The sequence below is a fragment of the Citreicella sp. C3M06 genome (genome assembly GCF_018860705.1).
Taxonomy (GTDB): domain Bacteria; phylum Pseudomonadota; class Alphaproteobacteria; order Rhodobacterales; family Rhodobacteraceae; genus Salipiger.
This window is the reverse complement of record NZ_JAHKQA010000035.1, coordinates 16,841-38,994: the sequence shown is the minus strand read 5'-3', so window position 1 is coordinate 38,994 and position 22,154 is coordinate 16,841. Positions and strand designations below refer to the sequence as shown.

At 65.7% G+C, this 22,154-nt stretch carries 20 protein-coding genes; 7 read left to right on the top strand and 13 right to left on the bottom strand.

The window, feature by feature from the left end:
* Nucleotides 1-6: 6 nt before the first annotated feature.
* Nucleotides 7-213: a SlyX family protein gene (locus KO516_RS06800; RefSeq protein ID WP_216003037.1), complete on the bottom strand. Its 207-nt coding sequence runs from the start codon at nt 211-213 to the stop codon at nt 7-9.
* Between the two features lie 273 nt (nt 214-486).
* Here KO516_RS06800 and hisS point away from each other — a divergent pair, with 273 nt between their 5' ends.
* The 3 genes from hisS to hisG are packed head-to-tail and all read left to right on the top strand — an operon-like array spanning nt 487 to nt 3,724.
* Nucleotides 487-1,959, top strand: coding sequence for a histidine--tRNA ligase (hisS, locus tag KO516_RS06795; protein ID WP_216003036.1), 1,473 nt, complete (start codon nt 487-489; stop codon nt 1,957-1,959).
* Nucleotides 1,950-3,035: an ATP phosphoribosyltransferase regulatory subunit gene (locus KO516_RS06790; RefSeq protein WP_216003035.1), complete on the top strand. Its 1,086-nt coding sequence runs from the start codon at nt 1,950-1,952 to the stop codon at nt 3,033-3,035. The genes hisS and KO516_RS06790 overlap by 10 nt, the downstream gene beginning before the upstream one ends.
* Entirely contained in the window at nt 3,032-3,724 is a 693-nt protein-coding gene (gene hisG, locus KO516_RS06785) for an ATP phosphoribosyltransferase (RefSeq protein ID WP_216003034.1), read from the top strand. The genes KO516_RS06790 and hisG overlap by 4 nt, the downstream gene beginning before the upstream one ends.
* A 94-nt stretch (nt 3,725-3,818) precedes the next feature.
* Here hisG and KO516_RS06780 read toward each other — a convergent pair whose 3' ends face one another.
* The 8 genes from KO516_RS06780 to KO516_RS06745 all read right to left on the bottom strand — a co-directional run bounded on the left by KO516_RS06780 (nt 3,819) and on the right by KO516_RS06745 (nt 13,645).
* Nucleotides 3,819-5,123 carry a DEAD/DEAH box helicase gene (locus KO516_RS06780; protein ID WP_252737449.1) on the bottom strand — a complete coding sequence of 435 codons (1,305 nt, stop codon included), beginning with the start codon at nt 5,121-5,123 and terminating at the stop codon, nt 3,819-3,821.
* Between the two features lie 286 nt (nt 5,124-5,409).
* On the bottom strand, nt 5,410-6,801 hold the full coding sequence (locus tag KO516_RS06775) for an amidase (RefSeq protein WP_216003033.1): 1,392 nt from the start codon (nt 6,799-6,801) through the stop codon (nt 5,410-5,412).
* On the bottom strand, nt 6,798-7,715 hold the full coding sequence (locus tag KO516_RS06770) for a glyoxylate/hydroxypyruvate reductase A (protein WP_216003032.1): 918 nt from the start codon (nt 7,713-7,715) through the stop codon (nt 6,798-6,800). The genes KO516_RS06775 and KO516_RS06770 overlap by 4 nt, the downstream gene beginning before the upstream one ends.
* Nucleotides 7,712-9,325 (bottom strand): ABC transporter ATP-binding protein, encoded by a 1,614-nt coding sequence (locus tag KO516_RS06765; protein ID WP_216003031.1) that lies wholly within the window; start codon nt 9,323-9,325, stop codon nt 7,712-7,714. The genes KO516_RS06770 and KO516_RS06765 overlap by 4 nt, the downstream gene beginning before the upstream one ends.
* Nucleotides 9,322-10,161, bottom strand: coding sequence for an ABC transporter permease (locus tag KO516_RS06760; protein ID WP_216003030.1), 840 nt, complete (start codon nt 10,159-10,161; stop codon nt 9,322-9,324). Before KO516_RS06760 ends, KO516_RS06765 begins: the two co-directional genes overlap by 4 nt.
* The gene (locus KO516_RS06755) at nt 10,158-11,135 is read right to left on the bottom strand and encodes an ABC transporter permease (RefSeq protein ID WP_216003029.1); all 978 of its coding nucleotides are present in this window, start codon (nt 11,133-11,135) and stop codon (nt 10,158-10,160) included. The genes KO516_RS06760 and KO516_RS06755 overlap by 4 nt, the downstream gene beginning before the upstream one ends.
* A gap of 101 nt (nt 11,136-11,236) precedes the next feature.
* Nucleotides 11,237-12,784 (bottom strand): ABC transporter substrate-binding protein, encoded by a 1,548-nt coding sequence (locus tag KO516_RS06750; protein ID WP_216003028.1) that lies wholly within the window; start codon nt 12,782-12,784, stop codon nt 11,237-11,239.
* 90 nt (nt 12,785-12,874) lie between these two features.
* Nucleotides 12,875-13,645, bottom strand: coding sequence for a class II aldolase/adducin family protein (locus KO516_RS06745; protein WP_216003027.1), 771 nt, complete (start codon nt 13,643-13,645; stop codon nt 12,875-12,877).
* A 127-nt stretch (nt 13,646-13,772) separates the two neighbouring features.
* Here KO516_RS06745 and KO516_RS06740 point away from each other — a divergent pair, with 127 nt between their 5' ends.
* From KO516_RS06740 to KO516_RS06725, 4 genes are all read left to right on the top strand, one after another.
* Nucleotides 13,773-14,474 carry a GntR family transcriptional regulator gene (locus tag KO516_RS06740; RefSeq protein ID WP_216003026.1) on the top strand — a complete coding sequence of 234 codons (702 nt, stop codon included), beginning with the start codon at nt 13,773-13,775 and terminating at the stop codon, nt 14,472-14,474.
* Complete coding sequence (locus KO516_RS06735; RefSeq protein ID WP_216003025.1) at nt 14,471-15,499, top strand: histone deacetylase family protein; 1,029 nt, start codon at nt 14,471-14,473, stop codon at nt 15,497-15,499. The genes KO516_RS06740 and KO516_RS06735 overlap by 4 nt, the downstream gene beginning before the upstream one ends.
* Entirely contained in the window at nt 15,496-16,773 is a 1,278-nt protein-coding gene (locus KO516_RS06730) for an ArgE/DapE family deacylase (protein WP_216003024.1), read from the top strand. Before KO516_RS06735 ends, KO516_RS06730 begins: the two co-directional genes overlap by 4 nt.
* Nucleotides 16,774-16,868: 95 nt before the next feature.
* The gene (locus KO516_RS06725) at nt 16,869-18,251 is read left to right on the top strand and encodes an aspartate aminotransferase family protein (protein ID WP_216003023.1); all 1,383 of its coding nucleotides are present in this window, start codon (nt 16,869-16,871) and stop codon (nt 18,249-18,251) included.
* A 78-nt stretch (nt 18,252-18,329) separates the two neighbouring features.
* Here the strand turns inward: KO516_RS06725 and KO516_RS06720 are convergent, their stop codons facing one another.
* The 4 genes from KO516_RS06720 to KO516_RS06705 all read right to left on the bottom strand — a co-directional run bounded on the left by KO516_RS06720 (nt 18,330) and on the right by KO516_RS06705 (nt 22,148).
* On the bottom strand, nt 18,330-19,265 hold the full coding sequence (locus KO516_RS06720) for an MYG1 family protein (RefSeq protein ID WP_216003022.1): 936 nt from the start codon (nt 19,263-19,265) through the stop codon (nt 18,330-18,332).
* A 364-nt stretch (nt 19,266-19,629) separates the two neighbouring features.
* Complete coding sequence (locus tag KO516_RS06715; RefSeq protein WP_216003021.1) at nt 19,630-20,397, bottom strand: LamB/YcsF family protein; 768 nt, start codon at nt 20,395-20,397, stop codon at nt 19,630-19,632.
* Nucleotides 20,398-20,406: 9 nt separating this feature from the next.
* Nucleotides 20,407-21,420 (bottom strand): biotin-dependent carboxyltransferase family protein, encoded by a 1,014-nt coding sequence (locus tag KO516_RS06710; RefSeq protein ID WP_216003020.1) that lies wholly within the window; start codon nt 21,418-21,420, stop codon nt 20,407-20,409.
* Nucleotides 21,417-22,148, bottom strand: coding sequence for an allophanate hydrolase subunit 1 (locus tag KO516_RS06705; RefSeq protein ID WP_216003019.1), 732 nt, complete (start codon nt 22,146-22,148; stop codon nt 21,417-21,419). The genes KO516_RS06710 and KO516_RS06705 overlap by 4 nt, the downstream gene beginning before the upstream one ends.
* Between the last annotated feature and the right edge of the window lie 6 nt (nt 22,149-22,154).

The following is a 22,154-nucleotide window of genomic DNA, read 5'->3' as shown; positions in this document are numbered from 1 at the left end:
GACAGGTCAGTAATGGGGTGGGCGCTCATCGCCCATCACCACCCCGCCCGCGCTATCGGCCTGTCGATCGGCCTCTCGTTCGATCAAAAGTGCAAGGCGACGTGTCAGCAGCGCAATATCACGATCCTGCCGCGCCACGACCGATGACAGATCGTCGGTGGTGCGCTCGAGATGGGCAAGACGTTCCTCAAGGGCGGAAGTGTCGTTGGGCATGGTCGGGCTCCTTTCTGGTGGAGATAGGCTTCCCTGCGGGCGTTGTCTACGCCAGAGGGGGCGCTGCCCCCGCCCTTCGGGCCCCCCGGGATATTTAGGGCCAGAAGAAGACCCTGCGCCGCGCCCCGGTTTCTTCTGGCCCCAAAATATCCCCGCCGGAGGCAGGCCGGACGGCCGAACTTTGCGCAGCGCCGGGGCATTGCACACAGCCCGCCTGTTGCCCCCACACGCGCAAGCCGCTAAGGGAAGCGCGCATTCCGCAAGGAGCCCATCATGGCGAAAGACAAAAAAGCCCCCCGCCCCAAGGCCCAGACGCCGAAGGGGTTCCGCGATTATTTCGGCCCGGAGGTGACAGAGCGCGCCGAAATGCTGCGTGCCATCGCCGGGGTGTATCATCGCTACGGCTTCGAAGCGCTGGAATCGAGTGCGGTCGAAACCGTCGAGGCGCTTGGCAAATTCCTGCCGGATGTGGATCGCCCCAACGAGGGCGTGTTCGCATGGCAGGACGAGGACGACAGCTGGATGGCGCTGCGCTACGATCTGACCGCGCCGCTGGCGCGGGTCTATGCGCAACATCGCAACGAGCTGCCCTTGCCCTATCGGCGTTTTGCCATGGGGCCGGTCTGGCGCAATGAAAAGCCGGGACCGGGACGGTTCCGCCAGTTCTACCAGTGCGATGCGGATACCGTTGGCGCAGCCTCCGTGGCGGCCGACGCCGAGATCTGCGCGATGCTTTCGGACACGCTTGAGGTGGTCGGTATTCCGCGCGGCGATTATCTGGTGCGGGTGAACAACCGCAAGGTTCTGAACGGTGTGCTCGAAACCATGGGTCTTGACGACGAGGCACAGCGTGACGCCGTGCTGCGCACCATCGACAAGTTCGACAAGGTCGGAGAGTCGGGTGTGCGGGCATTGCTTGGCAAGGGGCGGCTCGATGCCTCCGGCGCCTATATCGACGGCGTGGGCCTGTCAGATGCGCAGGCCGATCCGGTTCTGGCGTTCCTGACCTCGAAAGGGGCCGATGCAGGCGCAACCGTTGCCAACCTGCGCGCGGCCATCGGCAGCAGCGCCATCGGCGCCGAAGGCGTTGACGAACTGGAACAGATCGGCGCGCTTCTGGCGGCGCAAGGCTATGGCAATGACCGGATCGAGATCGATCCCAGCGTTGTGCGCGGCCTTGGCTATTACACCGGGCCGGTGTTCGAAGCCGAGCTGACCTTTGAAATCCTCGACGAGAAGGGCCGCAAGCGGCAATTCGGCTCTGTCGCAGGCGGCGGACGTTACGACGACCTTGTGAAGCGCTTCACCGGGCAGGCTGTGCCTGCAACCGGCGTCAGCATCGGCGTCGACCGGCTGCTGGCCGCGCTGCGCGAGAAGGGCCGCATCGGCACGATCCCGCAAGGCCCCGTCGTGGTGACCGTCATGGACAAGGCCCGCATGGCCGATTACCAGGCCATCGTCGCCGAGCTGCGCAATAACGGCATTCGCGCCGAGGTCTATCTTGGCAACCCGAAGAACTTCGGCAACCAGCTCAAATATGCCGACAAGCGCAATTCTCCTGTCGCCATCATCGAAGGCGGCGATGAAAGGGAACGCGGCGTGCTGCAGGTCAAGGACCTGATCCTTGGCGCAAAGCTGGCGCAGGATGCGACGCTTGAAGAGTGGAAGGAGCGCCCGAGCCAATACGAGATCCCGCGCGGCGATCTGGTCGCCAAGGTCCGGGAGATCCTAGCACAATGGGCGTGACCACGGCGGCCGAGCGCGCCGAAGCGGTTCGCCTGCGCCAGCGCTTTCTCGACCTTGGGGCACAGAATGTCGATTGCGCCATCCTGCAACCGGCGGAAACGCTGCTGGACCTCTACGGCGAGGACATCCGCGCGCGCACCTATGTGACGCAGGATCCAAGCCGCGGCGAGGTCATGCTGCGTCCTGATTTCACCGTGCCCGTGGTGCAGATGCATATGGAAACCGGCGCGGCCCCGTCGCGCTATACCTATTGCGGCGAGGTGTTCCGGCGTCAGGAAGACCACCCCGAACGCCCGGCGGAATATTTTCAGGTCGGCTATGAGCTGTTCGCCGACGACGATCCCGCGCAGGCCGATGCCGAGGTGTTCGCGGTGTTTGCAGACGCCCTTGCGGGCTATGATCTGCGCGCGGTGACTGGCGATATCGGCATTCTCACCGCCGCTGTCATGGCGCTTGAGATTTCCGAACCGCGCCGCGCCGCGCTGATGCGCCACATCTGGCGGCCGCGCCGGTTCCGGGCACTGCTCGACCGCTTTTCGGGGCGCGCGCCGCTGCCGCCGTCGCGCAAGGCGCTGCTCAAGGACGCCAAGACAGTGGCGACTGCGCCAATGATCGGGTTGCGCTCTGAGGCGGAAATCGCCGCCCGCGTTGCGGCGCTGCGCGCCGATGCTGCCGAAGGCCCGCTGTGCCGCAGTCAGGTTCAGCTGATCGATGCGCTGCTGGCAGTGCGCGAAACCTGCAGCTTTGCGCTGGAGCATCTGCACGACATCGCAGTCGACCTGCCCGGTCTGGTGCCCGCGGTGAACCGGTTCGAACAGCGCTGCAACGCGCTTGCCGCCCGCGGCATCGACGTTAGCGCGCTGGAGTTCGAGGCCAGCTACGGGCGCTCTTCGATGGAATATTACGATGGCTTCGTCTTTGGCTTCGTGCCCGCACAGCGGCCCGACCTGCCCCCCATCGCCACCGGCGGGCGCTATGATGCGCTGACCCAGCGACTTGGCGGCGGGCGCGCGGCCCCGGCGGTGGGCGGGGTGATCCGCCCCGGCCTGCTGTTGCAACTGGAGGGCGTGGCATGACGATCAAGCTTGGGGTGCCCTCCAAGGGGCGGCTGATGGAAAAGACCTTCGACTGGTTTGGCGCGCGCGGCATCGGGCTCGCCCGCACCGGCAACGAGCGCGAATACGCCGGCGCGGTCGAGGGCATCGAAGGTGTCGATCTTGTGCTGCTCTCCGCCGGAGAAATCCCGCGCGAACTGGCGGCGGGGCGCATCCATCTGGGCGTGACCGGCACCGATCTGATCCGCGAAAAGCTGGTACAATGGGATCAGAAGGTCGAGCCGCTGGCCGAGCTGGGCTTTGGTCAGGCCGACCTGATCATCGCCGTACCCGCCTGCTGGATCGATGTGAACACGCTTGACGATCTGGATGGGGCGGCAGCGGCATTCCGGGCCGCGCATGGCTTCCGGATGCGGATCGCGACGAAATACCACCGGTTGGTGCGCGAGTTCCTCAGGCAGGGCGGCGTCGCCGATTATCAGCTTGTCGACAGTCAGGGCGCGACCGAAGGCACGGTCAAGAACCTGACGGCCGAAGCGGTGGCCGACATCACCTCGACCGGCGAGACATTGCGGGCGAACCATCTCAAGGTGCTTGAGGAAGAGCCGGTTCTGCGCAGTCAGGCAACGCTGTTTCGCAGCCGCAACGCTCCGCTGGCCGGAGCCGACCGGGAGGCGCTGCGCACATTGACCAAGATGCTGAGGGTCTGAGCCGCGAACGCCGCGCGCCTTTGGCCGAACCAACCATGGCGCAAGGGTCACAGAAAAAAGGCCGGGCTCTGGAAAGAGCCCGGCCTTGTTATTTTCAGGCGACCTTGCGGCGCGGACGGCTGCGGCGTGCCTTTACGGCTGCCGGGGCGCCATGGTTAGGGCCACCGTGCTTGCCAGCGGGCTTGCCCGAAGGCTTGCCCTGACCGCCGCCACCGCGACGCCCACCGCCGCCACCGCGACGACGCTGACTGCCACCGCCGGTCACTTCGGCCGGAGCTTCGCCCGACGCCACGGGGATCTCGATCTTCATCAGCTTCTGGATCTGGCGCAGCAGATCGCCCTCATCCGGTGCGCAGAAGGCAATCGCCTCGCCCTCACGCCCGGCGCGGGCGGTCCGGCCAATGCGGTGCACGTAATTGTCCGGCACCTCGGGCAGATCGAAGTTCACCACATAGGCGACGCCCGGAATGTCGATGCCGCGCGCGGCGACGTCGGTGGCGACCAGCACGTTGATATCGCCATCACGGAACGCCTTGATGGCACGGTCGCGCTGGCCTTGGCTCTTGTTGCCATGGATCGACGCGGCGTTGAAGCCATCGGCCACAAGGCCCTTCATCAGGCGCTCTGCGCCGTGTTTGGTGCGCGAGAACACCAGCGTCAGCGCGTCCATGTCCCGGCGCAGAACTTCGCGCAGCTTGGCCGGCTTGTCGTTCTTGTCGACGAAATGCACCGACTGGGTGATCTTGTCGGCGGCCTTGCCCGGAGGCGAAACCTGCACCTTGCGCGGGTTGTTGAGATAGGCGGCGGACAGCTCTTCCATCTGCTTGGGCATGGTGGCCGAAAACAGCATGGTCTGGCGCGGCGTGCCCAGCTTGGGGGCGATCCGGCGCAGCGCGTGGATGAAACCAAGGTCGAGCATCTGGTCGGCCTCGTCCAGCACCAGCTGGCGCACGGTCGACAGATCGACGGCGCCGCGATCCATCAGGTCGATCAGGCGGCCGGGGGTGGCGACAAGGATGTCGACGCCGCGCGCAAGGAAGCTGATCTGACGGTTGATGGATTGCCCACCAACCACGGTGGCGACGCGCAGCTTGGAGCCATCGGTGAGCTGGCGCAGGCTGTCGGCGATCTGGTTGACCAGTTCGCGGGTCGGGGCCAGCACCAGCGCCTTGGCGCATTTGGGCGCGGGCTTGCCCGGCTGGGCCAGCAGCCCGTCGATCAGCGGCAGGCCAAAGGCCAGCGTCTTGCCGGTGCCGGTCTGGGCAAGGCCCAGCACGTCATGACCTTCAAGCGCAAGCGGGATCGCCTGGTTCTGGATCGGGGTGGGTTCCTTGAACCCGTTCTTCTGAAGCACTTCTGTAAGGGACGGCGCGAGGCCGAGCATGTCGAAGTCGAACAAATCTTATCCTTTGCGGGCCGCATCGAGTCATCGAACACGGCATGACGCCACCCGCCCCGCATCTGGGGCGGCATGGTCAGGGTGTCGCGCAAAGCCTCTGGCAGCGCGGGCGTCTCCCGCGACCTGCTGGCCATTCGCGTCCAGAACCCTGCGTGATGGGGAACCGTGAGTGGTGACACCGATGCGCTCATGCCCGGGAATAATCCCGAAGGGGCGCGGCTAGCTCACGCGGCAGCGCGGCGTCAGAACCGCAAATGGGGCCTGACGCCGCATCTGTCAAGCGCTATCAGCCCACGAGGCCGGGAAATCCAAAGCCGCGCTCCAGCACTTCGCCCGCCTCAAGGCAGATATCCTCGCGCCACGGCGGGCAGACCAGCTGCACCCCCGAGGGCACGCCGTCGATGACGTCCGAGGCGATCGAGATCGCCGGAACGCCCAGCACCGGAATGGCAATCTGCGGCAGCATCACATCCCACAGATGGGCGATCATCGCGTCGCCCTCCAGATCCTGATCCTGCCGGAACGGCAGCTCGGCGCAATTGGGCATCAACACCACCGGGTAATCGGCCAGAAACCCTCGCCACGCCCGGATCAGCGCCGCCCGCCGCGAAAACAGCGCGCCGAAGCCCGCGACGTCGATGCGCGCGGCGCGATCCGCGTAATGCGACAGCAGGGCGATGGCCCCGGCGTCGCCTTCGCGCTGCGCCGCTTCCATCTTGGCCTCATGGCCATCCGACAGCCACAGATCGACCTGAAGCTCCACCGCCTCGCGCAGCTCGGGGATCTGCGCCGGGGTCTCGACCTCCCAGCCCGCATCGCGGAACATCTGCGCGGCGCGCTGCAGATCGGCAACGATGCGCGGGTCGGTGTCGATGCCGCCCGGATGGGTCACCAGCGCCACGCGGCGGCGGTACGCGGGACCGACCAGCGGCACCGGCGCGCTCCAGACATCTTCGGGCGCATAGCCCGCCATGCCTTCGAGCCCGAGCCGCAAATCGTCGACCCGCCGCGCCAGAGGCCCTGAGACCGCCATGATCTGCGCCCCGATGGCCCGGTCGGGGCCGGACTGGTTGAACATCGGCACCCGCCCCGGCGTCGGGCGCAGGCCCTGAATGCCGCAGGCATAGGCCGGATAGCGGATCGACCCGGCAATGTCGGTGCCATGGCCGATATGCCCCATGCCGGTGGCCACCGCCGCCCCTGCCCCGCCAGACGAGCCGCCCGCCGTCAGCGCATCGTTGTGCGGGTTCTTGGTGGCGCCGTAGAACCCGTTGGTGGTGAACCAGCGGTAGGAAAACGCCGGGGTGTTGGTGCGACCGATGACGATGGCATCCTTTTCGCGCATGTGGCGCAGGAACGGGCTGTCCTGCGTTGCGATCACGTCGCTGTAGATCTGGCACGAATTGGTGCTGGCATAGCCTTTCTGATCCGACAGCACCTTGACCGTCACCGGCACCCCCGCCAGTGCGCCCACCGGCTTGCCGGCGGCGATGCGGGCGTCCAGTGCCTCGGCCTCGGCCAGCGCATCGCTGCCGCAGTTCTGCACAATGGCGTTGACCTTGGGATTCATCTTGAGCACGCGGTCCAGCGTTTCGCCCACGATGTCGGTGGCCTTGAGCGCACCAGATTGGACGCGCGCGGCGATTTCGCGCGCGCTCAGAGCATTCAGATCAGTCATGCGGATTTCTTTTCCTGAAACTCGGCCAGCATGCGCTGGCGCACGTTGCGCACCACTGCTTCGGGGGTCGGAATGCAGGCGACATGCGGCGTCACGAAGACACGCTCATGCGCCCAGAACGGGTGGCCTGCGGGCAGCGGTTCGGTCTCGAAGACATCGACCGAGGCACCCGACAGCTGGCCGCTGTCGAGCGCCGTGATCAGATCGGGTTCGATCAGCTGTCCGCCGCGCCCGACATGGATCAGCGCCGCGCCGCGCGGCAGCTTGGCAAGGAAGGCGGCGTCGATCAGCCCGCGGGTCTGCGGCGTCAGCGGCAGCACGTTGATGAGAATATCGCTCTGCGCCAGAAAGGCATCCATCTCGCCGTCGGTGTAATGGGTCACGCCCGGCTCTGCCTCGGGCATGCGGCGCGAATAGCCAGCCACCGAATAGCCAAGCGCCACCAGCCCCTTGGCCACCGCCCGGCCCATCAGGCCAAAGCCCATGACCCCGATGCGCCGCGCCGTCGGCGACAGGCCGGTCAGCTTGCGCGCCCAGACTTCGCTGGCCTGATTGGCGCGCACCTGCGCCATCTCGCGGTGATGCCAAAGCACATGGAAGGCGCAGAACCCCGCCATTTGCAGCGCCTGATCCGGGTCTTCGAGCCGATAGACCGGCAGGCCCTGCGGCAGCGACGGGCATCGGTCGATGGCATCCTGCCCCGCGCCGACGCTGAACACCGCCTCGAGCTTGGGATAGCGATGGAACGCCTCGGCATCCGGGATGAAGGTCAGCATGAAGCGCACGTCTTCGGGACGTTCGATGTCGTCGGGGGCGCGAAGATCAAGCTCGGGCGCCAGCTTGTCGAAGAGCGGAATGAAACGGTCGGGCAGTTTCAGTTGCGAACAGGTGGCAACGCCAAGGATACGGCTCATGCGAGAACTTTCTGATTGTCCCAGTCCGCGCCGGGCACTGCGGCGAGAAGCTGTCTGGTGTAGTCTTCTGTCGGGTTGAGGAAGATTTCATGCACGGTGCCGATCTCGACCAGCCTGCCCTTTTGCATCACGGCGATACGATCGCACAGCTGGGCGGCGACCCGCAGATCATGGGTGATGAACAGGATCGACAGCCCCATCTTCTCGCGCAGATCGCGCAGCAGATCCAGCACCTGCGCCTGAATCGACACATCCAGCGCCGACACCGCCTCGTCGGCGATGATCAGTTCCGGGTCCATCGCCAGCGCGCGGGCAATGCCGATGCGCTGGCGCTGCCCGCCGCTGAATTCATGCGGAAAGCGGCTGGCGGCATCGGCGCCAAGGCCGACTATCTCCAGCAGCTCTCTGGCGCGGCTTTCGGCCTCGCGCCGGGGAATGCCTCGGGCGATTGGCCCGTCGGTGATCGCGCCGATGATGCGCTGGCGCGGGTTGAGCGAGGCATAGGGGTCCTGAAACACCATCTGCACCTTGTGACGCTGGCGGCGCAGATCCTCATCCGACAGCGCGGCAAGGTCGACGCCGCCGACCAGCACCTGCCCGGCATCGGGGGTGACCAGCCGCACCGCGGTGCGCCCGAGCGTCGATTTGCCCGAGCCGGATTCGCCAACCAGCCCCAGCACCTCGCCGCGCGCGACACTGAGCGAGACATCATCCACCGCCCGCACCTCGCGCGGTGCGCGGAACATGCCGCCGCCGGTGCGATAGATCTTGCGCAGCCCCTTGATCTGCAGCGCCGGCGTTTCCGACAGCGCCCGCGCCGGGGGCAGCTTGCCGGTCGGGATCGCCTCCAGCAGACGCTTGGTATACTCGTGCTGCGGGTCTTGCAGCACCGCGCGCGCCGGGCCGCGTTCGACCACCTTGCCGGTGCGCATGACGATCACCTCATCGGCGATCTCGGCCACCACGCCGAAGTCATGGGTGATGAACATCACCGCCATGCCGCGCCGCGCCCGCAGATCGAGGATCAGTTTGAGGATCTGCGCCTGCGTCGTCACATCCAGCGCCGTTGTCGGCTCGTCGGCGATCAGCAGCTTGGGTTCCAGCGCCAGCGCCATGGCGATCATCGCCCGCTGGCGCTGCCCCCCCGACAGCTGGAACGGATAGGCGCGGATGATCTTTTCCGGGTCGGGCAGCTGCACCTCGCGGATCAGATCCAGCGCCTTCTTGCGCCGCTCGGCCTGGGTGAAACGATCATGCGCGGCGAACACCTCGGCGATCTGATCGCCAATGCGCATCAGCGGGTTGAGCGCCGTCATCGGTTCCTGAAAGATCATCGCGATCTGCGCGCCGCGCAGGGCCATTTTCTCTGCGTCCGGCAGGCGGATCACATCGCGCGATTCAAACATGGCGCGGCCCGCCTTGACCGTCACGCCCGGCGGCAGCAGCCCCATCAGCGCGTTGGCGGTCATGGATTTACCGGACCCGGATTCCCCCACCACACACAGGATCTGGCCCTTGTCGATGGTCATGCTGACGTCTTCGACCGCAAAGGGCCGGTCGGCGCCTTCGGGAAGACCGATGGTCAGGTGCTCGATGGCAAGCGTGCTCATGCCCGGCCCTTTCTTGACAGATGCGGGTTCAGCGCATCGTTGAGCCCTTCCCCGATCAGGTTCAGCGCCAGAACCGTGATGATGATGGCAATGCCCGGAAAGAAGCTCAGCCACCAGCTGGACCGGATCACCGTGCGCGCCGCGCCGATCATGTAGCCCCAGCTCATGGCGTTGGGATCGCCAAGGCCAAGGAAGCTCAGCGAGCTTTCCAGCAGGATCGCCGTGGCCACCATCAGCGAGGCCATGACGATGATCGGAGACACGGTATTGGGCAGCACCTGCCGGATCAGGATGCGCGGCTTGCTCAGCCCCGCCAGCGTCGCCGCATCGACGAATTCGCGCTTGCGCACCGACATCACCTCGGCGCGCACCAGCCGCGCCACCGGCGGCCATGACACGATGGCGATGGCAAGGGTGATCGAGGCCAGCGAGGGTTCAAAGATCGCCACCAGCACGATGGCGAGGGCAAAGTTGGGAATGGTCTGGAAAAACTCGGTGAAGCGCATCGCGCCTTCATCGACGTATCCACCGTAAAATCCGGCAAGCGCCCCCAGCGGCACGCCAATCAGCAAGGCGACCAGTGTCGAGACCAGCCCGACCAGCAGCGACACCCTTGCGCCATAGGCCAGCTGCGAGGCCACGTCGCGGCCCAGCGTATCGGTGCCCAGCGGCAGCCCGTCCACCGCGAACGGCGCAAGGAAGGGGCGCTGCACCATCTGCCACGGCGAATGTTCAAAGATCAGCGGCGCAAACAGCGCCACGGCGATGACGGCGATCAACAGGACAACGCCGATCATCGCGCCGGTGTTGCTGCGAAAACGGGTCCAGAAGCTCATGCGCGCGCTCCGATGCGGGGGTCCACAAGGCGGTAGACGATGTCAGTGACGATGTTGAACGCGATGACCATGGCGGCAGAGACAAGAAACACCCCGAGGATGGTGTTGTAATCGCGCGCGGCGAGGCTTTCGAACATCAGCCGCCCGATACCCGGCCAAGCAAAGACGGTTTCGGTCAGCACCGCGCCGCCGATCAGCTGCCCCGCCTGAAGCCCGGCCAGCGTGACAACCGGCAGGATGGCGTTGCGCAGGATGTGACGGCGGCGGATCACCGCATCCGAAAGCCCCTTGGCGCGGGCGGTCTTGACGAAATCGGCGGTCGAGACCTCGAGCATCGAGGCCCGCGTCATCCGCATGTAGACCGCCATGAAGAACAGCCCCAGCGTCAGCGCCGGCAGCACCAGATGCTGCGCGATGTCGATGATGCGCGCCATGCCGGTATATCCTGCGCCTACGGTTTCATAGCCGAACCCCGGCAGCCAGCCGAGCCAGACCGAAAACACCAACACCGCCATCAGCGCGGCCCAGTACAGCGGCGTTGCATAGAACAGCAGCGCAAAGGTGGTGAGCAGGCTGTCCTGCGGCTTGCCAACGCGGGCAGCGGCGGCCACGCCCAGCGCGATGCCGCAGACCAGCGAGATGACAAAGGCCGCCCCGGTCAGCAGCAGCGTCGCGGGCAGACGATCGGCAATCAGCTCGATCACCGGCGCGCCCTGCCGGAAACTGTAACCCAGATCCAGCTGGGCCACCCCCGAGACATATTTCCACAGCTGCACGCCAAAGGGCTGGTCCAGCCCGAAGCGCTCGCGCAGCTGTTCGATCATCTGCTCGTCGGCAGCGCCCGCCTCCCCGGCGAGCACCACGGCAGGGTCTCCCGGCGCGGCATGCAGCAGACAGAAATTCAGCACCGCGATGCACAGCAGGGTCAGCGCGGCCTTGGCAAGGCGCGCGGCGATGATGGCGAAGACGGACATGCCGGTCGCTTTCTCTTCTTGCTAGGGGAAGGCCGGGCGCGCCCCCAAGACGGGGCGCGAAGAAAAGTCCTAGCTTGGATTTTCCAGCCCGGCCGCAGGTTTTACTCTTCGATCCAGGCGTTGCGCGGCCCGTCGTTCACACCGATGCCGGTGGTCACAAGATCATGGACGTTGCAGCGATAGAGCGTCGGGAACTCGAGTTCGAGCATCCACGCCACCGGCACATCATCAACGATTTCCTTCTGGATCTCGTCATAGGCCGCCTGACGTTCCTCGGCCGAGGTCATGGTTGCCGCGGCAAACCACTTGGCGTCAAGCTCGGGGTTGTCGTAGCCTTCGACGTTGTTCCACGGGCTGCCCTTTTCGATGCGATCGGCGGTGTAGTTGCGCGACACGCCCAGCGCCGGATCGCCGTACTGATACAGGTACGTGAAGGCCATGTCGTAGTCCCACTGCGAGGTCTTCTCGTTCCAGCCCGCAACGTCGGTGCTGTCGATCTCGACATTGATGCCGACCTCGCTGAGGTTCTGGCGCACCGCCTCGGCCCAGCGCTGCCATGTCTCGCCGTAGGGCAGCGGCAGCAGGCGGATGGTGCTGCCGTCATAGCCCATCTCTTCGAGCAGCGCCTTGGCCTTGTCGGGGTCGTGGTCATAGATCGTCACGTCATCGGAATAGAAATTGGTCGCCGAAGACACCGGCCCGGTCGGCACCTTGCCCAACCCGTTCCACACCACATCACGCATGAACTCGCGGTCCATTGCGTACATGATGGCCTGACGGAAGCGCACGTCGCTGGTCGGGCCTTCGCGGTTGTTGAGCCACATCCACGCGTGGGGCGCGAAGAATTCCCAGCCCTTGCCGGTCGAACAGACGTTCTCCATCTCGGTCAGGCGCGCGACATCCCAGTTTTCCACCGATCCACCGGGCAGCACGTCGACTTCGCCAGTCTCGAAGGCGACGGCGCGAGAGGCGGCGTCGGGGATCACCCGGTAATAGACCTCGTCGAGATAGGGCAAACCGTCGACGTAATAGTCCTCGTTCTTGACGAGATGGATGTAGCTGCCCTTGACCCATTCATCGAACTTGAACGGGCCGGTGCCGATGGGGGTGTTGTTCGCCTCGTTGGCGGCGAAATCGGTGCCTTCGTAGATATGCTTGGGGACCATCGGCATGGTGCCGGATTCGAACACGCTGATGAACGGGCCGAAAGGTTCCTTGAGCTTGAATTCGACGGTCAGCGGATCAAGCGCGGTGATGGTGTCGACATAGGCCAGCGAGGCGCGCAGGCGGGCGTGGGTCTCGGGCAGGAAGGTTCCGGCGCTGAACACCACGTCCTCGGCGGTGAACGGTTCGCCGTCGTGCCACGTGACGCCCTCGTGCAGCTTGAACGTATAGGTCAGCCCGTCCTCGGCCACCTCCCAGCTTTCCGCCAGCCCCGGCATCGGGTTCAGATCGGTGTCATAGCGCAGCAGGCCCTCATAGATGTCGCCCGCGACAAGCTGCGTCGGGCCGTTCTGCACGAGGCCCAGCATCAGCCCCGGCGGTTCGGGCTGCACCACGATATCAAGCCGCCCGCCCGCTTGCTGCGCCGCCAGAGGCGCGGCCAGCGCGGCGGCGATCAGAAAGGTCGTCGCTTTCAAACTGTTCATTGGTTGGTTCCCTGTTGTCCGTTATCGGCAAGCCGCCGCCCGTCTTGCTGCGGGCGCGCGGGAAATCCCGGCAGTTTGCCGGGGGTGGTGCTACCCGGCCCAGCCGGGGATCTTTGCGTCGAGCAGGCGCAGCAGGGCCGCCCATTCCGGGTCGCGCCCGCCCTGCTCTTCCATCTTGTCATAGGCGCGGGCATATTGCCCGGCGGTATGTGCGGCCACGTCATCGGGCAGCACCACCGGCGTCAACCCCATGCTCAGCGCCGCAACCTGCGCCTTGCAGGAGCGTTCGAGGTTGATGGCGTATTTCACGGCCTCGGCGACCGAGCGGCCCAGCAGCAGCGTGCCGTGGTTGCGCAGCAGCATCACCCGCTTGTCGCCCAGATCGGCAACGATGCGGGCGCGCTCTTCGAGGTTCAGCGCGATGCCTTCGTAATCGTGAAAGACGATCTGGCCAAAGAACTGCGCCGACCACTGATTCAGCGGCAGCAGGCCCTCTTGCACCGACGACACCGCAACCCCGGCCACCGTATGGGTGTGCAACACGCAGACCGCATCGTGCCGGGCCATGTGCACCGCCGAATGAATGGTAAACCCCGCCTCATTGACGCCCGCACCGTAAGGGTCGTCGATCACCGCGCCGGTCTCGTCGACGGTCACCAGATTGTCCGGCGTCACCTCGTCGAAGCGCAGCCCGTAGGGATTGAGCAGGAATCGCTTGTCGCCCTCCGGCCCATCCGGAAGCCGCGCCGAGATGTGAGTATAGATACCGTCGTCCATGCCGAAATGCGCGATCAGCCGATAGGCGGCGGCCAGATCGCGGCGCAGGTCAGAGGTGCTGGTGGCGGTCATCCCATCGGGCATGTCGGTCTCCGGTGCTGAGGTCTTGGGCAAAGGAAGGTCATTTTGACAGCTTTCGTCAAGTCGATTGTCGACAATACATCAATTTGCCCCTAGCGTGGCTGAAAATTCAGGCTTTCGAGACCGCGACATGGACAAGATCACAGAGCAGGACGGCTTTGCCCCCCTCGGCCGCGAGGGGCTGGTCGAGCGTGTGGCCCGGCTGCTCAGCAAGGCCATCGTGACGGGGCAGCTGACGCCGGGAACCCGGCTGAGCGAATCGGTGGTGGCCAAGCAACTGGGCACTTCGCGCGCCCCGGTGCGCGAAGCGGCGCGGCTGCTGGAAAACTCCGGCCTTGTGACCTATCACGCCAACCGCGGCTTTTTCGTGCGCAAGTTCACCGCGACCGAGCTCGACAATCTGTACGAGTTCCGCATCGTGATCGAGCTGGCGGCGGTGCGCCGGCTGATCCGCGAAGGGCTGGGCGATACCGGCCCGGCGCTTGCCGCGCAGATCGAAGAACTGCGGCGTCTGGCCGGCCCGCCGCACGACATGCTGACCCATGTCGAGGCCGACATGCAATTCCACCGGCTGATCTGCAACGGCTCGGGCAATCCACGCTTTTTGCGCACCTTCGAGCAGATCGCGCTGGAAACCGAACTGACCATCGTGCTGATCGGCAAGCTCTATGAAGATGCGCACAGGCTGGCCGAAACCCATGTTCCGATCCTCGAGGCCTTGCAATCGGGCTGCGAACAGGATGCCGTGGACGCCATGTTCTACCACCTCGATGTCGCACGCACGCTGGTGACCGAGCAATTCCGCAAACTGGAAGACGAGAGCCCAAAATGAGATGCTTTTACGCCCCCGAAACCGAGGCGCATGACCCGATCTTCCGCCTGACCCACGGCAAGGTGCAGCGCAACGCGGAATTGCCCGAGCGCGCGCGCCTGCTTCTGGCGGGGCTCTCTCAGCTTGGCCTGACGCCAGAAGAGCCTTTCGAAGCCCCCGACGAGACGCTCGAGGCGGTGCACACCCCCGATTTCCTCGATTTCCTTGAAACCGCATGGGACGAGTGGCAGGCCCTGCCCGATGCCGGCCCCGAGGTGGTGCCCAATGTCTTCCCCGACAGATCTGTGGCCACCTACCCGTCGCATATCACCGGGCGCGCCGGCTGGCACATGGGCGACACCTCGGCCCCCATCGGGCAGCACAGCTGGCGCGCCAGCCGCCGCGCCGCCGATTGCGCCGTCGCCGCCGCCGATGCGGTGCTGAACGGCGCGCCTGCCGCTTATGCGCTGTGCCGCCCCGCCGGGCACCATTCCAGCGCCGAGATCGCCGCCGGGCACTGCCTGCTCAACAATTCGGCCATCGGCGCCGCGCGGCTGCGCGAAGGCCATGACCGGGTGGCGACGCTGGACATCGACGTGCACCACGGCAACGGCACCCAGTCGATCTTTTACGACCGGGGCGATGTCATGACGGTTTCGATCCATGCCGACCCGACCAGCTATTACCCCTGGTTCGTCGGCCACAGCTATGAGACCGGCCTTGGCGAGGGGCTTGGCTTCAACCTCAACCTGCCGCTGCCGCGCAGCACCACCGACGACGTCTGGCTCGACACCATCGCGAAGGCGCTCGATGCCATCGCCGCGCATAAACCCGGCGCGCTGCTGCTCAGCCTTGGTCTGGACGCGCATGAAAACGACCCGCTCGCGGGCATGAAGATCACATGGGACGGCTTCCGCCGCGCTGGGGAGATGATCGCCGCCGCCGGTTACCCGACGGTGATCGTGCAGGAAGGCGGCTACCTGTCGCCCGATCTGACCAAGTCGCTGGTATCGTTCCTGAGCGGTTTCATGGGCAGCGCAAAATGACCCCCGAACTGACGCAGCGCATCCTTGCCTCGGTCGACGAGGGCTTCGAAGAGCAGATCGCCTTTACCGAGGCTCTGGGCCGCTACCCGTCCTTGCGCGGGCAGGAAGCCACCGCGCAGGATTTCCTGCATGGCGAGCTGTCGAAACGCGGCTATGCCATGGACCGCTGGACCATCGAGGTCGACGACATCCGCGACCACCCCGGCTTTTCCCCGGTTGATGTCGATTACTCCAATGCCATCAATGTCGTCGGCACCCTGCGCCCGCAAAACGAAACCGGCCGCAGCCTTGTACTGAACGGCCATATGGATGTGGTGCCCGCTGGCCCGCTCGATATGTGGACAACCCCGCCCTTCGAGCCGAAACGCGACGGAGACTGGCTCTACGGGCGCGGCATCGCCGATATGAAGGCGGGGATCGCGGCCAATGTCTTTGCCGTCGATGCGTTGAAACGCCTTGGCTATCGCCCTGCCGCCACGCTCTACCAGCAATCGGTGGTCGAAGAGGAATGCACCGGCAATGGCGCGCTGGCCGCCTTGCTGCGCGGCTACAACGCCGACGCCGCGATCATCCCCGAACCCGAGGACGACAAGCTGGTGCGCGCCAATACCGGCGTGCTGTGGTTCCGCGTCCGGGTGCAGGGTGCCCCTGTCCATGTGCGCGAGGCCGGCAGCGGTGCCAATGCCATCGAAGCGGCTTACGAGGTGATCCGCGCCCTGCGCGCGCTCGAAGCCGACTGGAACGCCCGCAAGAGCCAGCACCGCTATTTCGAAGAGCTCGAACACCCGATCAACTTCAACGTCGGCAAGATCGCCGGCGGCGACTGGGCCTCTTCGGTGCCGGCGTGGTGCGAAATCGATTGCCGCATCGCGATCTACCCCGGCACATCCGCCGCCGACGCCGCGCGCGAGATTGAAGACCATCTGCGCGCCGCTGCCGCCAAGGTGCCGTTTCTCGCCAACAACCCGCCGCAAGTCACATGGAACGGCTTCTTTGCCGAAGGCTATGTTCTCGAAGAAGGCTCCGAGGCCGAAGCAACGCTGGGCCGCGCCCATCTGGCCTCTTACGCGCAGCCGCTGCAAAGCTTTGTCACGCCGGGCTATCTCGATGGCCGGGTCTTTGCGATCTATGGCAAGACGCCCTGCCTCGTTTACGGCCCCTATTCCGAGGCGATCCACGGTTTTGACGAACGCGTCAGCCTGTCTTCGGTCAAGCGCGTCACCGGCGCGATTGCCCTCTTCATCGCCGAGTGGTGCGGGCTGGAGGAAATATGATCAAATTCTCCGTGACCTTTGCCCGCTTCATCCCCTAGACTCGCCCGCAACGGAGACCCCGAGTCTCTGCCCCCCAATCCCAACAGGAGACCCAGATGAACCAGCGTCCCAACTCGCTTCACGCATCCGACATTGCACATTCGATGCACCCCTACACCAACATGCGCGCCCATGAGGAAAAGGGGCCGATGATCATCACCAAGGGTGATGGCGCGCGCGTCTACGACGATCAGGGCAAGGAATACATCGAGGCGCTGGCCGGCCTGTGGTCTGTCGCCGTGGGCTTTTCCGAGACCCGCCTTGCCGAAGCCGCCTATGAGCAGCTCAAGAAGCTGCCCTATTACCACAGCTTCGCGCACAAGGCGCATGAGCCGTCGATCCGCCTTGCCGAAAAGCTGGTCGAGATGACCCCCGAAGGGCTCAACCGGGTGTTCTTCACCAACTCCGGCTCCGAGGCCAACGACACCGTCATCAAGATGGCGTGGTTCCTCAACAACGGCCTTGGCCGCCCCGAAAAGAAGAAATTCCTTGCCCGCAACAAGGGCTATCACGGCATCACCATCGCGTCGGGCTCGCTGACCGGGCTTGTCGGCAACCACCGCGATTTCGATCTGCCCGCGATCCCCGTGACCCACCTGACCACGCCGCATTTCTGGAAATACGGCAACGAGGGCGAAACTGAGGCCGAGTTCACCGCCCGCCTGCTTCAGGAGCTTGAAGACACCATCCTCGCCGAAGGTCCCGAAACCATCGCCGGTTTCATCGGCGAGCCGGTCATGGGCGCTGGCGGCGTGATGACCCCGCCCGAAGGCTACTGGCCCGGCGTCGCCGAGATCTGTGCCAAGTATGACATCCTGCTGGTGGCCGACGAGGTCATCAACGGCTTTGGCCGCACCGGCGCGCCGTTTGGCTGCCAGAAATACGGCTTCACCCCGGATATCCTCGTGACCTCCAAGCAGCTGACTTCGTCCTACATGCCGCTTGCTGCGATCGTGGTGAACGACAAGGTATACAACGCCATCGCCGACAACACCGCCAAGCTGGGCACGTTTGGCCACGGCTTCACCGGGTCGGGCCACCCGGTCGCCTGCGCCGTCGGTCTGGAAAACCTGAACATCATCGAAGAAAAGGATCTGATGGGCAACGCCGCCCGTCTGGAGCCGATGTTTCAAGAGGGTCTGCGCAAGTTCTCCGATCACCCGCTGGTGGGCGAAGTGCGTGGCGTCGGCCTGATCGCAGGCGTGGAAATGGCCAAGGACCGCGCCAGCAAGACCTCGTTCGAACCGGCGGGCGCGATGGCGGCCAAGGTCGTGGCGATGTGCGCCGAAGAAGGGCTGATCGTGCGCAACGTCTACGAGACGGTGGCCTTCTGCCCGCCGCTGATCGTCACCGAAGACGACATCACCGAGATCCTCGCCCGGTTTGGCCGCGCGCTCGACAAGGCGCTGGACTGGGCCAAGGCCGAAGGCATGCTGTGATCGTCGCCTGACGATCTGAACAAATGCAAAGGCCCGGACGGCAACGTCCGGGCCTTTTTTACGTTCTGGCTGCCGCGCTCAGGCCTTGTGCTGCGCGCCCGCGTCCTCGACGGCAAGCGCCGCCATACGCAGCGCCGCCTCGCGGCTGCTGGCTATGGCGAGGAAACGCCCGGTATGGCAGAATTTTGCCCCCGGCACGCCGCAGGCGGCTTCGAGCGCGGCGTCGCTCAGCCCGGCCCATGCGGCGGGCAGATCGGCCCGCTGTTCAAAGGTGTTCTCGGTGATGCGGATGCCGGTCAGCGCCCAGTCGACCTTGCGCGGATGCACCACGAACAAAAGCTGGTCCGCTCCCGCCTCTTCGATGGCAGAGCGGAAGGGCATGCCCATCGGCAGTTCCAGCACGGCGCCATCCCCCGCCGCGGCGATGGCATCCGCTACGATCCCCGCGGCCCGCAGCTTGGCCGCGCTGCGCGCGATGCTGGCCTCGACAAAGGCGCGGGCGATGGGCAGCGCCTCGGCAAAGGCGCGATCGTCCGCATCCGGGGCGGCATCGTCGAACACCGGCTTGAGGCTTTCCAGCAGCACCGGAAGCGTCATCCGCGCCAGCAGCGGGCCGGCCGATGACGGATCGACGGCCCCATTGTCCATCAGATCGATAGGCAGCACGAAACTGTCATCGAAGCTGGCATGCACCGCGTCAATGTCCCCCGCCGGGACCCCCAGCGCGGCAAGGTAATCGCGCCCATAGCTGGTCCAGACCAGCCCGAACGAGCTGAACGGTTGCCCGGATGGGCGCGCGGGCGTCGGACGCTGGTGATGATCGAACACCCCCTGCGCCGGGTCATACTGCCCACCGACATCGTAGATGATGCGCCCCGGCGCGGCGGTGATCCATTTCGGATCGCGGCTGCGGATCAGCGTTGCCTCCGGAAACAGACGGGTCAGGATGACCGAAGACAGCAGTTCGTCGGCGTGAAAGCCGCCAGAATGGGTAACAAGATGCGTGGTATTCATGAGGTCAAGATGATCCGGTCGTGCAAGGTGTCACTCTGCCCGTAGACGCCGCGCCCTGTCTGCGCAAGACCCGTGGCCGGTTGGCCCCCGCCCGGGAGCGCAGGCCGGGGCCATATCATGTGCAGGGGATACACCATTTTTCGCCTGTCATCCTCACGAACGCCCGAGCATTCCGACCAGAGCTACGCTGCAATGGTTAACAAGACGTTACCGCCGCGCAGGCCCCGACCCGACAGAGACAGCATATTGAGGGGCCACTGTTTTCAGATTTGCAGGCATCTGGAAACGCCGCGCGCCAGCGCTGGCGTCGGCGGGCTGATCGCACAGAGATCGCCGACCAGACCACCCGCCGGCGCCAAGTGATCTAGCGACGGCCGGGGAAGACCTTCAGCGTCACTCCCGCCGCTTCGAGCGCGCTGCGAACGGCGCGGGCAATCAGCAGCGCGGTCTTGCCATCGCCATGCAGGCAGATGGTGTCGACCGCCGCCGGAATGTGCTTGCCGCTTTCGGTGATGATCGCGCCAGCCTGCACCATCCGGACCATGCGCTCAGCCGCCTGATCGGGGTCATGGATGACCGCGCCGGGCAAGGAGCGATCCACCAGCGTCGCATCGTCATTATAGGCCCGATCCGCAAAGATCTCGCCCGCCCAAGAGCAGCCCAGCGCCTGCACCGCCTCTTGCTGCGCAGTCCCGGCAAGCACCATGATGATGATTTCGGGATCGACCCGCAGCGCGCCCTCATAGGCGGCCCGGGCCAACGCGGCATCCTCGGCGCACATATTGGCCAGCGCGCCGTGCAGCTTGAGATGGCGCACCTTGCCGCCCGCCGCCCGCGCCATCGCTTGCGCCGCCCCCAGCTGATAGGCGACCAGATTGCCCAGTGACGCGCCGGAAATCTGCATCCGGCGGCGTCCAAAGCCCTGAAGGTCGGGAAAGCCGGGATGCGCACCGATGCCGGTGCCGTTTGTCACGGCGCTCTGCAGGGTTGCAGCCATCACATCCCAGTCGCCGGCATGCATGCCGCAGGCGATATTGGCCGAGGTGATCACCGACAGCAGCTCTTCGTCCTGCCCCATTTTCCAGGGACCAAAGCTTTCGCCCATGTCGGCATTGAGATCGACGCAAGTCATGATGTGCTCCTAATGGTCGTGGTGATCGCCGCTGGAAAAGCCGCTGACCAGCTTATAGCTCAGCAAGTCGGGCACATCGGCGGGGTGGCGCACTATGGGCTGAACGCTGCGCGGCAAATCCTTGATATGCTTTCGATAGGCGGCTTCGGCGGTCAACGCCTCGTCGATCGTCACAAAGCGAAAGGCCAGCCGCGCCCCGGCCGGCGCCTGCGCAATGCGCGGCAGATCGGCAGGAATGACGGTGGCAAGGCGCGGGTAGCCGCCAGTGGTCTGGCATTCCGCCATCAGCACGAAGGGCGCCCCGTCGCCGGTCATCTGGATATCCCCCGGCGAGATCACCTCGGACACCACCGACAACCCGCCAAGCGCGCCATAGCCGTCGCCATCGGGGTTCAGCTTGACCCCCATGCGATTGGCTCGGCCATCACGGGTAAACCCTTCGGAGCCAAACCGCGCCACCTGCTCTGGCGGGAACAGCGCGGTCTGCAGGCTTTCCACCACCCGCAGCGTGCCGCCGGAAAAACGGTCGGCAACCGCCAGCTTGCGCCCGGTCTCGCCGCCCCGGTCCGGGCCGATCGGCAGGCGCGCGCCCGCCTCGATGGCAGCGCCCAGCCCGCCGGTGAGATGCGCCGAGCGCGCCCCCAGCACCTCGGGTCCATCAAAACCGCCGCCCACATGCAGGTAACCATAAGCGCCCGAAGTCGCAGGCCCGATATCCAGCTTCGCCCCCTTGGGCAGCAGGTGCGCCGCGTGCCAAAGCACCGGCGCGCCGTCGATCTTGGCCCGCATCGGCGCGCCACTCAGGGCGATGCGCGTGTCCTGCGCCGCCTCGAACAGCCCGCCCATGCCGCCCATCTCAAGCGCCAGCGTCTCGCGCTGCCCAAGCAGCGCCGCGCCTTCGGCCAACGACAGCCGGTCCATCGCACCGCCCTTCGACAGCCCGTAGGTGATCCATCCCGGACGCCCCGCATCCTGCAAGGTCAGCGCCGGGCCGGCACGATGCACGATCAGCACACGGCTCATGACAGCACCTCGCTGCTCACTCCGCCATTCGCCATGCCGCGCAACGCCTCGGCAGACACCGCCGGAAACACCACCTCATCGCCCGGCGCCAGCAGAAACGGCCGCTCGGCCCCCTCGCGGAACAGCTCAGCGCCGGTCTGCCCGACATGCCGCCAGCCGGTCGGCGCACTCACGCCAAACAGCACCAGTTGCCGGATCGCCACCACCAGCGCCCCCTTCGGAACGCGCGGCGTCAGCGCCTGCTGGCGTGGGATATCCCAGCACTCGGGAAGCTCGCCAAGATAGGGCTGTCCGGGCGCAAACCCAAGCGCCGTCACCCGCACCCGCGCACTCGAAAGCGACTCCAGCGCCTCGGCCTCGGACAGGCCTGCCGCCGCCGCCGCCTCCGCAAGCTGCGGCCCTGACGTGCCACCATAGACCGTGGGAATGCGGTGCAGCATCCGCCCATGCGGCAGTTCCGCCTCCAGCCAGTCCTGCGCCGCGATCAGCTCCTCAAGCCGGGCGTGCAGCACCGCATGCGCCAACACCAGCGGATCGAACCGCACATAACAGGACACCAGCGAAGACGAGCTCTCCTCGATTCCCTCCCAGCCCTGCGCGTCCAGCGCGGCGCGAAAGGCAATGGCGGCGCGATTGGCAGGCTCGCTCAGCCGGTCGCCAAAGCTCACCAGCATCCCGTCCAGCCCCACCGTCCGGATCAAAGGGGAAACAGCATCATCTAGCGGCATCGGCGC